Origin of the sequence: Nocardioides sp. cx-169, from assembly GCF_021083605.1 — a bacterium.
Taxonomy (GTDB): domain Bacteria; phylum Actinomycetota; class Actinomycetes; order Propionibacteriales; family Nocardioidaceae; genus Nocardioides.
Map to the genome: position 1 here is coordinate 150301 of NZ_JAJNRO010000003.1, position 11627 is coordinate 161927.

Annotated in this window: 12 protein-coding genes; all 12 read left to right on the forward strand. The window is 70.3% G+C overall.

The features are described from left to right. Window positions 1-2 precede the first annotated feature (2 nt). The 12 genes from LRP67_RS05220 to nuoK all read left to right on the forward strand — a co-directional run bounded on the left by LRP67_RS05220 (window position 3) and on the right by nuoK (window position 11620). Window positions 3-692 carry a demethylmenaquinone methyltransferase gene (locus LRP67_RS05220; protein WP_231269128.1) on the forward strand — a complete coding sequence of 230 codons (690 nt, stop codon included), beginning with the start codon at window positions 3-5 and terminating at the stop codon, window positions 690-692. Window positions 693-956: 264 nt separating this feature from the next. Beyond that, entirely contained in the window at window positions 957-1316 is a 360-nt protein-coding gene (locus LRP67_RS05225) for an NADH-quinone oxidoreductase subunit A (RefSeq protein WP_231269129.1), read from the forward strand. 55 nt (window positions 1317-1371) lie between these two features. Then, the gene (locus LRP67_RS05230) at window positions 1372-1926 is read left to right on the forward strand and encodes an NADH-quinone oxidoreductase subunit B family protein (protein ID WP_231241610.1); all 555 of its coding nucleotides are present in this window, start codon (window positions 1372-1374) and stop codon (window positions 1924-1926) included. Further along, the gene (locus LRP67_RS05235) at window positions 1923-2648 is read left to right on the forward strand and encodes an NADH-quinone oxidoreductase subunit C (RefSeq protein WP_374107393.1); all 726 of its coding nucleotides are present in this window, start codon (window positions 1923-1925) and stop codon (window positions 2646-2648) included. Before LRP67_RS05230 ends, LRP67_RS05235 begins: the two co-directional genes overlap by 4 nt. Next, window positions 2648-3982: an NADH-quinone oxidoreductase subunit D gene (locus LRP67_RS05240; protein WP_231269130.1), complete on the forward strand. Its 1335-nt coding sequence runs from the start codon at window positions 2648-2650 to the stop codon at window positions 3980-3982. Before LRP67_RS05235 ends, LRP67_RS05240 begins: the two co-directional genes overlap by 1 nt. Before the next feature lie 64 nt (window positions 3983-4046). Beyond that, window positions 4047-4808, forward strand: a complete 762-nt coding sequence (gene nuoE, locus LRP67_RS05245) for an NADH-quinone oxidoreductase subunit NuoE (protein ID WP_231269131.1) — start codon at window positions 4047-4049, stop codon at window positions 4806-4808. Between the two features lie 74 nt (window positions 4809-4882). Further along, window positions 4883-6202, forward strand: coding sequence for an NADH-quinone oxidoreductase subunit NuoF (gene nuoF / locus LRP67_RS05250; RefSeq protein WP_231269132.1), 1320 nt, complete (start codon window positions 4883-4885; stop codon window positions 6200-6202). After that, complete coding sequence (locus tag LRP67_RS05255) at window positions 6199-8622, forward strand: NADH-quinone oxidoreductase subunit G (RefSeq protein WP_231269133.1); 2424 nt, start codon at window positions 6199-6201, stop codon at window positions 8620-8622. The genes nuoF and LRP67_RS05255 overlap by 4 nt, the downstream gene beginning before the upstream one ends. Continuing rightward, complete coding sequence (gene nuoH, locus LRP67_RS05260; RefSeq protein ID WP_231269134.1) at window positions 8619-9953, forward strand: NADH-quinone oxidoreductase subunit NuoH; 1335 nt, start codon at window positions 8619-8621, stop codon at window positions 9951-9953. The genes LRP67_RS05255 and nuoH overlap by 4 nt, the downstream gene beginning before the upstream one ends. Next, window positions 9946-10506, forward strand: coding sequence for an NADH-quinone oxidoreductase subunit NuoI (nuoI, locus tag LRP67_RS05265; RefSeq protein WP_231269135.1), 561 nt, complete (start codon window positions 9946-9948; stop codon window positions 10504-10506). Before nuoH ends, nuoI begins: the two co-directional genes overlap by 8 nt. Before the next feature lie 26 nt (window positions 10507-10532). Further along, the gene (locus LRP67_RS05270) at window positions 10533-11330 is read left to right on the forward strand and encodes an NADH-quinone oxidoreductase subunit J (RefSeq protein ID WP_374107394.1); all 798 of its coding nucleotides are present in this window, start codon (window positions 10533-10535) and stop codon (window positions 11328-11330) included. Then, the gene (nuoK, locus tag LRP67_RS05275) at window positions 11327-11620 is read left to right on the forward strand and encodes an NADH-quinone oxidoreductase subunit NuoK (protein WP_231241603.1); all 294 of its coding nucleotides are present in this window, start codon (window positions 11327-11329) and stop codon (window positions 11618-11620) included. The genes LRP67_RS05270 and nuoK overlap by 4 nt, the downstream gene beginning before the upstream one ends. Window positions 11621-11627 lie beyond the last annotated feature (7 nt).

Sequence of the window (11627 nt, forward strand, 5' to 3'; positions counted from 1 at the left end):
GAGTGGCCCGCGCTGAGCTCGACAAGCAACCCACCGACGTACGCCGGATGTTCGACGCCGTCGCGCGCCGCTACGACGTGACCAACGACGTCCTGTCCCTGGGGCAGGACCGGCGCTGGCGCCGCGACGTGATCGCCGCCGTCGACCCGCAGCCCGGTGAGCGGGTCCTCGACCTCGCGGCCGGCACCGGGACCTCGAGCCAGCCGTTCGCCGACCGCGGTGCGGCGGTCGTCCCCTGCGACTTCTCCCTGGGCATGCTCCGGGTCGGCAAGCGCGCGCGCCCCCACCTTCCGTTCACGGCGGGCGACGGGACCCGGCTGCCGTTCGCGGACGCGACGTTCGACGCGGTGACGATCTCCTTCGGCCTGCGCAACATCGTCGACCCCGCCGCCGGGCTCGCCGAGCTGCTCCGCGTCACCAGGCCGGGTGGACGCCTGGTCGTCTGCGAGTTCAGCCACCCGACCTGGGCGCCCTTCCGCACCGTCTACATCGAGTACCTGATGAAGGCGTTGCCGCCGATCGCGCGCGCGGTGTCGTCCTCGCCCGACGCCTACGTCTACCTCGCCGAGTCCATCCGCGCCTGGCCCGACCAGCAGCGCCTCGCCGAGCTGGTCGCCGCCGCCGGTTGGCAGGCCCCCGAGTGGCGCAACCTCTCCGGCGGCATCGTCGCGCTCCACCGCGCCACTCGGTAGTCGCCCGCGGCACGAATCGCGCGCGTAGTACGGCGAAGTACGTCCGGCGAGGCCGGCGAGGCGCCCTCTTCGCAGGTCAGGCCGTTGACCCAATTAGGCAAGCGGCGCGTGCGCTAAATGGCCAGGTGAGGAGCGGTTTGCGGCCGGGCAGCCCTGGGTGTGACGCGCGCGCCGACGAGTGGCAAGATGTGCGTTGCGCCACCTCGTGATTCGCTTCACAAAGTCACAACCGACGGCGCGCCAGGCACCAGGAAGGGACTGCGGATGGAGCTCTACACGCCGGTACTGGCGTTGGCCATCATCGCGGCACTGTTCGCGGTCGGCTCCGTGGCGATGAGCGCGTTGGTCGGCCCCAGCCGCTACAACCGCGCCCGGCTCGACTCCTACGAGTGCGGCATCGAACCCACCCCGCAGCCGGTCGGCGGCGGGCGGTTCCCGGTGAAGTACTACATCACCGCGATGCTGTTCATCGTCTTCGACATCGAGATCATCTTCCTCTACCCGTGGGCGGTGCACTTCGACGCGATGGGGCTGTTCGGTCTCGTCGAGATGGTCATCTTCATCGCCACCGTCTTCGTGGCCTACGCCTACGTGTGGCGCCGGGGCGGCCTGGAATGGGACTGAGAGTCACGATGCCCGCACTTCACGACCTGCCACGACCGCAGAAAGGACGCCTCTGATGGGAATCGAGGAGAAGCTCCCGAGCGGCGTGCTCCTGACCACGGTCGAGGGCGTCGCCGGCTACATGCGCAAGGCCTCCTTCTGGCCCGCCACGTTCGGCCTCGCCTGCTGCGCCATCGAGATGATGACCAGCGGTGGCCCCAAGTACGACCTGGGCCGCTTCGGCATGGAGGTCTTCCGCGCCAGCCCCCGCCAGGCCGACCTGATGATCGTGGCCGGCCGGGTGAGCCAGAAGATGGCCCCGGTGCTGCGCCAGATCTACGACCAGATGCCGAACCCCAAGTACGTCCTCGCCATGGGCGTCTGTGCCAGCAGCGGCGGCATGTTCAACAACTACGCGATCGTCCAGGGCGTCGACCACATCGTCCCCGTGGACATGTACCTCCCCGGCTGCCCCCCGCGCCCGGAGATGTTGATCGACGCGATCCTCAAGCTCCACGACCAGGTGCAGTCGACCAAGCTCGGCGTCAACCGCCTGGCCGAGATCGAGACCCTCGAGACCGAGGCGCTCAACGCGCTGCCCACCTCGGCGATGCGGGGCCAGCTGCGATGAGCGAGGACAACAAGGACGTCGTGCCCGAGCCCAAGGGCCCGGAGCAGCCGGCCGTCGAGCAGTCCCCGGAGAACGTCCCGGCCGCCCCCGGCGAGGTGACGGCGGTCGGCGTGCGCAAGGGCATGTTCGGCGCCGCCGGCACCTCCGACACCAGCGGGTACGGCGGTCTGGTCGCCCCGATCGTGTTCCCCGGTCCCGCCCAGCGCCCCTACGGTGGCTGGTTCGACGAGGTCGCCGACGTCCTCGAGGGCCACCTCGGGCACGTCGTGATCCACCGCGGCGAGATCACCTTCCACGTGAGCCGCGAGGAGCTGCGCCACGTCGCCCAGACGCTGCGCGACGACCCCGCACTGCGCTTCGAGCTCTGCTCCGGGGTGAGCGGCGTGCACTACCCCGACGACACCGGTCGCGAGCTGCACGCGGTCTACCACCTGCTCTCGATGACCTACAACCGCCGCATCCGCCTCGAGGTCAGTGTCCCCGACGGCGACGCGACGATCCCCTCGCTGGTCGGGGTCTACCCGACCCTCGACTGGCACGAGCGCGAGACCTTCGACATGTTCGGGATCGTGTTCGAGGGCCACCCGGCTCTCACCCGCATCCTCATGCCCGACGACTGGCCGGGCCACCCCCAGCGCAAGGACTACCCGCTGGGCGGCATCCCCGTCGAGTACAAGGGCGGCACCATCCCGCCGCCGGACCAGCGGAGGTCGTACAACTAATGACTCAGGACATCTACGCCGGCACCAACCAGACCAGCGAGGGCCGGGTCTTCACCGTCACCGGCCAGGACTGGGACCAGATCGCCGAAGGGCTCGCGGAGGACGCCGACGAGCGCGTCGTCGTCAACATGGGCCCGCAGCATCCCTCGACCCACGGCGTGCTGCGCCTGATCCTCGAGCTCGAGGGCGAGACGGTCACCGAGGCCCGCTGCGGCATCGGCTACCTGCACACCGGCATCGAGAAGAACATGGAGTTCCGCTCCTGGGTGCAGGGCACGACGTTCGTCACGCGCATGGACTACCTCAGCCCCTTCTACAACGAGGCGACGTACTGCCTCGGCGTCGAGCGCCTGCTGGACATCGAGGACCAGATCCCCGAGAAGGCCAGCGTCATGCGGGTCCTGCTCATGGAGCTCAACCGGCTGTCCTCCCACCTGGTCGCCATCGCCACCGGCGGCATGGAGCTCGGCGCGCTCACGGTGATGACCATCGGGTTCCGCGAGCGCGAGCTGGTGCTGGACCTGTTCGAGCTGATCACCGGCCTGCGCATGAACCACGCGTTCATCCGCCCCGGCGGCGTCGCGCAGGACCTGCCCCCGGGCGCGCTCGACGAGATCCGCAGCTTCGTGGCCCTGATGAAGAAGCGCCTGCCCGAGTACGCCGCGCTCTGCAACGCCAACCCGATCTTCAAGGCCCGCCTCGAGGGCGTCGGCCACCTCGACCTCGAGGGCGTCCTCGCGCTCGGCATCACGGGGCCGGTGCTGCGCAGCACCGGCTACGCCTGGGACCTGCGCAAGACCGAGCCCTACTGCGGCTACGAGGACTACGACTTCGACGTCCAGACGTGGGACTCGTGCGACTCCTACGGCCGCTTCCGCATCCGGCTCAACGAGATGTGGGAGTCGCTGAAGATCATCGAGCAGGCCGCCGATCGCCTGGCCGGCCTCGAGGGCGCCCCCGTCATGGTCTCCGACAAGAAGATCGCCTGGCCGAGCCAGCTCGCGATCGGCAGTGACGGGATGGGCAACAGTCTCGACCACATCCGCCACATCATGGGCGAGTCGATGGAGGCCCTCATCCACCACTTCAAGCTGGTGACCGAGGGCTTCCGGGTCCCGCCGGGCCAGGCCTACGTGCCGATCGAGTCGCCGCGTGGCGAGCTCGGCGCCCACGTCGTCTCCGACGGCGGCACCCGCCCGTTCCGGGTCCACTACCGCGACCCCTCCTTCACCAACCTTCAGGGCACGAGCGTGATGAGCGAGGGCGGCATGGTCGCCGACGTCATCGTCGCCATCGCCTCGATCGACCCCGTCATGGGAGGCGTGGACAGATGAATCCCACGAAGTTCCTCGGCTCCTCCGCTTCGCTCCTCCGCCTCCCAACTTCGAGGGGACCCCGATGAGTCTCACCCAGGAGACCTACGGCGAGCTGCGCGCGATCGCGGCCCGCTACCCGCAGCCGCGGTCGGGGCTGCTCCCGATGCTGCACCTCGTCCAGTCCGTCGAGGGTCGCGTGACGCCGGAGGGCATCGAGGCCTGCGCCGAGATCCTCGAGCTCACCGCGGCCGAGGTCAGCGGCGTGGCGACGTTCTACACGATGTACAAGCGCAAGCCGGTCGGCGACTACCACGTCGGCGTCTGCACCAACACGCTGTGCGCGGTCATGGGCGGCGACCTGATCTTCGAGCGGCTCAAGGAGCACCTCGACGTCGGCAACGACGAGACCACCGAGGACGCCCCCGGACTGAAGAGCATCACGCTGGAGCACGTCGAGTGCAACGCGGCCTGCGACTACGCGCCGGTGATGATGGTCAACTGGGAGTTCATGGACAACATGACGCCGCAGTCGGCGACCCAGCTGGTCGACGACCTGCGCGCGGGCAATGAGGTCCACTCCACCCGCGGGCCCAAGCTGTGCACCTGGCGCGAGGCCGAGCGGGTGCTCGCCGGCTTCCCCGACGGCCTGGCCGACGAGGGCCCCTCCGCGGGCCCGGCCAGCCTGGTCGGACGCGAGATCGCGCGCGAGCGCGGCTGGACCGCCCCGTCCTCGGACGCGAGCGGAAGCACCGGCGAGACCGCCGACACGAAGACCGAGGCGGTCGAGCAGGCCGACACCTCCCGCGCGGAGACCGAGACCGAGCAGGAGAAGGCCGATGGCTGAGTTTCGAGGCTCGCAGGCTCGCGCCTCAGGACAAGCGCTCCGCTCGCACCTCAACCACCGGGAAAGGACACTCCGTGGCTGACACATTGACCCCCGTCCTCACCGACAACTGGGGCTCGGAGCGCAGCTGGACGCTGGCGGCCTACGAGGAGCAGGGCGGCTACGGCGCGCTGAAGAAGGCGCTCGCGCCTGACTTCGGGGGGCCCGACGCCATCATCGCCGCGGTCAAGGACTCCGGTCTGCGCGGCCGCGGCGGCGCCGGCTTCCCGACCGGCATGAAGTGGAGCTTCATCCCGCAGGACAACCCCCGGCCCAAGTACCTCGTCGTCAACGCCGACGAGTCCGAGCCGGGCACCTGCAAGGACATCCCGCTGATGATGGCGACGCCGCACACGCTGGTGGAGGGCGTCATCATCAGCTCCTTCGCCATCCGCGCCAACACCGCGTTCATCTACATCCGCGGCGAGGTGCTCCACGTCATCCGCCGGGTCCAGGCCGCCGTCGCCGAGGCGTACGCCGCCGGCCACCTCGGCAAGAACATCCACGGCTCGGGCTACGACCTCGACCTCGTGGTCCACGCCGGTGCCGGCGCCTACATCTGCGGCGAGGAGACCGCCCTCCTCGAGGGCCTCGAGGGCCGTCGCGGCCAGCCCCGCCTGCGCCCGCCGTTCCCGGCCGTCGCCGGGCTCTACGCCAGCCCGACGGTCATCAACAACGTCGAGTCCATCGCCTCGGTGCCGAGCATCATCGACCACGGCGCCGAGTGGTTCGCCTCCATGGGCACCGAGAAGTCCAAGGGCTTCGGGATCTTCTCGCTGTCGGGCCACGTGACCCGCCCCGGCCAGTACGAGGCCCCGCTCGGCATCACGCTGCGCGAGCTGATCGACCTGGCCGGCGGCATCCGCGAGGGCCACCAGCTGAAGTTCTGGACGCCGGGCGGCTCCAGCACTCCGCTGCTGACCGACGAGCACCTCGACGTCCCGCTGGACTTCGAGGGTGTCGGCGCGGCCGGCTCCATGCTCGGCACCCGCGCGCTGCAGCTCTTCGACGAGACCACCTGCGTGGTGCGCGCCGTGCTCCGCTGGACGGAGTTCTACAAGCACGAGTCCTGCGGCAAGTGCACCCCGTGTCGCGAGGGGACGTGGTGGCTGGTGCAGACGCTGGCCGCCCTCGAGAAGGGCCAGGGCAGCGAGGCCGACCTCGACCTGCTGCTCGACCAGTGCGACAACATCCTGGGCCGCTCGTTCTGTGCCCTCGGGGACGGCGCCACCAGCCCGATCTCCAGCTCCATCCAGTACTTCCGTGACGAGTACCTCGCCCACCTCCAGCACGGAGGCTGCCCGTTCGACCCGGCCGCCTCCACCACCTTCGCCACCGCCGGAGCCTCCGCATGAGCACCCCCCAGAAGACCGACGTCGACCTGGTCTCGGTGACCATCGACGGCATCCAGGTCAGCGTGCCCAAGAACACCCTGGTGATCCGGGCCGCCGAGCAGGTCGGCGTCCAGATCCCGCGGTTCTGCGACCACCCGCTGCTCGAGCCGGTCGGCGCCTGCCGCCAGTGCCTGGTCGACATCCCCGACGCCGGCAACGGCCGCGGCTTCCCGAAGCCGCAGGCCTCCTGCACGCTCCCGGTCGCCGAGGGCATGGTCGTCAACACCCAGGCCACCAGCGAGGTCGCCGACAAGGCGCAGCAGGGCGTCATGGAGTTCCTGCTCATCAACCACCCGCTCGACTGCCCCGTGTGCGACAAGGGCGGCGAGTGCCCCCTGCAGAACCAGGCGATGACCAACGGTCGCGGGGAGTCCCGGTTCTCCGCCTCCGGCGGCATCAAGCGCACCTACCCCAAGCCGATCAACATCTCCGCCCAGGTCCTCCTGGACCGCGAGCGCTGCGTGCTGTGCGCTCGCTGCACCCGCTTCTCCGAGGAGATCGCCGGCGACCCGTTCATCGCGCTCATCGAGCGGGGCGCGCTGCAGCAGGTCGGCATCTACGAGAAGGAGCCGCTGCAGTCCTACTTCTCGGGCAACACGATCCAGATCTGCCCGGTCGGCGCCCTGACCTCGGCCGAGTACCGCTTCCGCTCGCGCCCCTTCGATCTGGTCTCGTCGGCGTCCGTGGGCGAGCACGACGCCTGCGGCTCGGCCATCCGTGTCGACCACCGGCGCGGCAAGGTCATGCGCCGTCTGGCCGGCAACGACCCCGAGGTCAACGAGGAGTGGATCACCGACAAGGACCGCTTCGCGTTCCACTACGCCGACCAGGGCGACCGGATCACCTACCCGCAGGTGCGTGACGAGGACGGCTCGCTTCGGCCCGCCTCGTGGACCGAGGCGTTCGCCGTCGCCGCCCGCGGGCTGCGCGACGCCGGACCGTCCGCCGTACTGCTCGGGGGTCGGCACACCGTCGAGGACGCCTTCGCCTACAGCATGTTCGCGCGGGTGGCGCTCGGCACCAACGACATCGACTTCCGGTCCCGGCCGCACTCCGCCGAGGAGGCCCAGTTCCTGGCCTCGCACGTGGTGCTCTCCGGACCCGAGGGCGGCGCCGTGACGTACGCGGACCTGGAGCGCGCCGCGACCGTCGTCCTGGTGGGCCTCGAGCCCGAGGACGAGGCCGGCGCGATCTTCCTGCGCCTGCGCAAGGCCACCAAGCACGGCACCCGCGTCGTCGCGATCGCGCCGTTCGCCTCGCGTGGTCTCGAGAAGCTCGGCGGCCACCTGGTCGCCACCGCCCCGGGCGACGAGCCCGCCGCGATCGAGAGCCTCCTGGGCCACGCCGACCACGGGCTGGACGCCACGAGCGTCGTCCTGGTCGGCGAGCGACTGGCCACCGTGCCCGGCGCCCTGTCGGCAGCCGCCGCTCTGGCCGCCAAGTCCGGGGCCCGGCTGGCATGGGTGCCCCGACGGGCCGGCGACCGCGGTGCTGTCGAGGCCGGCTGCCTGCCGAACCTGCTGCCCGGAGGCCGGCCGGTGGCCGACGCCGCGGCCCGCGTCGACGCCGCCGCCGCGTGGGGCGTCGACGCCCTGCCCCACGCCGAGGGTCGCGACGGCGCCGGCATCGTCGCCGCGCTCACGGCCGGCGAGCTCGGTGGCGTGGTCGTCGGTGGGATCGACCCCGACGACACCGCCGACCCGGCGGCCACGCGTGCCGCACTCGAGGCGGCCCGCTTCGTCGTGGCCCTCGAGCTGCGCGAGACCGACGTGACCCGTGCTGCCGACGTCGTGTTCCCGGTGGCGCCGGTGACCGACAAGGCGGGCACCTTCGTCAGCTGGGAGGGCCGGACCCGTCCGTTCGAGGAGATCCTGTCCAACCCCGCCTCTCTCCCGGATCTGCGCGTCCTCGCCGGCATCGCCGAGGAGCTCGCCGAGCTCGGTGCGGGCGGCGTCCTCGGATTCCGCACCGTCGCCGAGGCACGACGCCGGATGGCCGAGATGGGCCCGTGGGACGGCGAGCGGCCCAGCGCACCGAGCGTGCCCGCGCTCGCCGCGGACGCCAGGCAGGGAGGTACGCAGGGCCTGGCCCTCGCGACCTGGAAGCAGATGATCGACAACGGCTCGATGCAGGACGGCGACAAGTACCTCGCCGCGACGGCGCGACCGACCGTGGCCCGCGTCTCGCAGACCGTCTTCGACGCGGTCGGCCCCGCGATCACCGTCACCGGTGACCGGGGCTCCGTGACGCTGCCCGCCGTCGTGGCACCGGACCTCTCCGACGGAGTGGTCTGGCTGCCCGCCAACTCCTTCGGGCGCGGGGTGCTCGCCGACGTGGCGTCGCCCGGCTCCCGCGTGAGCGTGAAGGGAGCGGACGCGTGATCCCCGAACTCACCGTCCTCGCCGCCGAGGACCTGAGCGCCTTCGGGCGCGACCCGTGGTGGCTGGTCATCGTCAAGGCTGTCCTGATCTTCGTCGTGCTGGTGGTGCTCACGCTCTTCCTCATCTGGTTCGAGCGCCGTGTCGTGGCGCGCATGCAGCACCGCATCGGCCCCAACGTCAACGGTCCCTTCGGTCTGCTGCAGTCGCTCGCCGACGGCGTGAAGCTGGCGCTCAAGGAGGACTTCATCCCCAAGGCCGCCGACAAGGTGGTCTTCGTCCTGGCGCCGGTCATCGCCGCGGTGCCAGCGTTCGTGACGTTCAGCGTGATCCCGTTCGGCCCGGAGGTCGGGCTGCCCTGGACCGACCGGACCACCCCCCTCCAGCTCACCGACATGCCGGTGGCCGTGCTGTTCGTCATGGCCATCGCCTCGATCGGCATCTACGGCATCGTGCTCGGCGGCTGGGCCAGTGGGTCGACGTACTCGCTGCTGGGCGGCCTGCGCTCGAGCGCGCAGATGATCTCCTACGAGGTCGCGATGGGCCTGGCGCTCGTCGCGGTGTTCCTCTACGCCGGCTCGATGTCGACCTCCGGGATCGTCGCGGCCCAGGACGACCTGTGGTTCGGGCTGATCCTGTTCCCCTCGTTCGTGATCTACGTGATCGCCATGGTGGGGGAGACCAACCGCGCGCCGTTCGACCTCCCGGAGGCCGAGGGCGAGCTCGTCGGCGGCTTCCACACCGAGTACGCCTCGCTGAAGTTCGCGCTGTTCTTCCTGGCCGAGTACATCAACATGGCCACGGTCTCGGCGCTCGCCACCACGCTGTTCCTCGGCGGCTGGCACGCGCCGTTCTGGATCGACGAGATCTGGGAGGGCGCCAACGAGGGCTACGTGCCGGTCATCTGGTTCTTCGGCAAGATGTTCGTCTTCATCTTCCTCTTCATCTGGCTCCGTGGGACGCTGCCGCGTCTTCGCTACGACCAGTTCATGGCGTTCGGGTGGAAGCGCCTGATCCCGATCGCTCTCGTCTGGATCATCGCGGTCGCCACCATCCGCACGCTCTCGCTCGACGACGGCATCGACCGGCAGTACCTGCTGATCGGCATCGGCGTGCTCGCGGTGCTCTTCCTCCTGCTGTTCCTCTTCGGCGAGGACCGCGAGGAGATCGACGACACTCCCGTCGTCGCCGAGCCCACGCCGGGCGGCTTCCCGGTGCCCGCGATGCCCGCGGGCGGCCCGGTGCGCGGCGCCGCGGCCCCGCTCACCTTCGACACCCCGATCTCGAGCTCCGCCGACGCCGGCGCGGGCAAGGAGGCACACGCAGATGGCTGAGTCCCGCGGCGTGAAGGAGCAGTTCTGGGACCCCATCGCGGGGTTCGGGGTCACCTTCCGCACCATGTTCCGCAAGGTCGTCACCGAGCAGTACCCGTTCGAGAAGTCGCCGACGGCACCCCGCTTCCACGGCCGGCACCAGCTCAACCGCTACCCCGATGGCCTCGAGAAGTGCATCGGCTGCGAGCTGTGCGCCTGGGCCTGCCCCGCCGACGCCATCTACGTCGAGGGCGACCAGAACACCGAGGACGGGCGCTTCTCCCCGGGCGAGCGCTACGGCCGCGTCTACCAGATCAACTACCTGCGCTGCATCCTGTGCGGGCTGTGCATCGAGGCCTGTCCGACCCGGGCGCTCACCATGACCAACGAGTACGAGCTGGCCGACGACAACCGCGCCGACCTCATCTACGAGAAGTCCGACCTGCTGGCTCCACTGCTGCCCGGCATGGAGCAGCCCCCGCACGCGATGCTGCTCGGCGACGACGAGGGCGCCTACTACCGCGGCGAGTACGCCGCGCCCGCCCCCGCGGCCCGTGGGGAGGCGACGTCGTGACCGCCTTCTGGATCCTGGCTCCGCTGATGGTGCTCGCCGCCCTCGGCATCCTCTTCGTGCGCAAGGCCGTCCACGCCGCGCTGCTGCTGGCGGTCGTGATGGTCAGCCTCGCGGTGCTCTACGCCGCGCTCGAGGCACCGTTCCTGTTCGCGGTGCAGATCATCGTCTACACCGGCGCCATCTTGATGCTGTTCCTGTTCGTGATGATGATCGTCGGCGTCGATGCCTCCGACTCGGTCGTGGAGACGATCCGCGGCCAGCGGGTACTCGCGATCCTCGGCGGTCTGCTGCTCGGGCTGACCCTGGTCATCGGGCTCGGCCAGCTGACCCTCGGCACCGCGGTCGGCCTCGAGCGCGCCAACGCCGGCGGCAACATCCAGGGCCTGGCCGACGTCTTGTTCTCCCGGTACGTGTTCGCCTTCGAGACCACCAGCGCCCTGCTCATCACCGCCGCGCTCGGAGCGATGGTGCTCGCGCACCGCGAGCGCCTGAACGCCAAGCCCGGCCAGGCCCAGATGTCCCAGCAGCGCCTGCGTGACTACGCCGACAAGGGCACCCACCTCGGACCGCTGCCCTCGCCGGGCGTCTTCGCGCGCCACAACGCCGTCGACACCCCGGCCCTGCTCCCCGACGGCACGGCGTCGGAGGCCTCGGTCTCCCGCGTGCTCTCGGCACGCGGCACGGTCCGCAGCGCCCCCGACCTCGCCGACGACATCGAGGAGGTCCAGCGCTCGCTGGGCTACGACGACCAGTCGCGCCCCGACGCCACTCCCGAGACCAGCGGCAAGGGCGGCGCGACCGCCCACACTGAGGAGCAGCCGTGAATGAGTACATCGTCCTGTCGGCGATCCTCTTCACCATCGGGTGCGTCGGGGTCCTGACCCGGCGCAACGCCATCGTGGTGTTCATGTGCGTCGAGCTGATGCTCAACGCCTCGAACCTCGCGCTGGTGACGTTCGCCAAGCAGCACGGCAACCTCGACGGGCAGATCGCGGCGTTCTTCGTCATGGTCGTGGCCGCCGCCGAGGTCGTCGTCGGGCTCGCGATCATCATGACCATCTTCCGGACGCGACGCTCGGCCTCGGTCGACGACGCGAGCCTGCTGAAGTTCTGAGAGGGCC

Bases quoted from the DNA above. Each gene is read 5' to 3' on its own strand.
- nuoI (WP_231269135.1), top strand. From the start codon at position 9,946: ATGGCTGAGTCCCGCGGCGTGAAGGAGCAGTTCTGGGACCCCATCGCG.
- LRP67_RS05235 (WP_374107393.1), top strand. From the start codon at position 1,923: ATGAGCGAGGACAACAAGGACGTCGTGCCCGAGCCCAAGGGCCCGGAG.
- LRP67_RS05230 (WP_231241610.1), top strand. From the start codon at position 1,372: ATGGGAATCGAGGAGAAGCTCCCGAGCGGCGTGCTCCTGACCACGGTC.
- LRP67_RS05255 (WP_231269133.1), top strand. From the start codon at position 6,199: ATGAGCACCCCCCAGAAGACCGACGTCGACCTGGTCTCGGTGACCATC.
- LRP67_RS05240 (WP_231269130.1), top strand. From the start codon at position 2,648: ATGACTCAGGACATCTACGCCGGCACCAACCAGACCAGCGAGGGCCGG.
- LRP67_RS05270 (WP_374107394.1), top strand. From the start codon at position 10,533: ATGGTGCTCGCCGCCCTCGGCATCCTCTTCGTGCGCAAGGCCGTCCAC.
- nuoE (WP_231269131.1), top strand. From the start codon at position 4,047: ATGAGTCTCACCCAGGAGACCTACGGCGAGCTGCGCGCGATCGCGGCC.
- LRP67_RS05225 (WP_231269129.1), top strand. From the start codon at position 957: ATGGAGCTCTACACGCCGGTACTGGCGTTGGCCATCATCGCGGCACTG.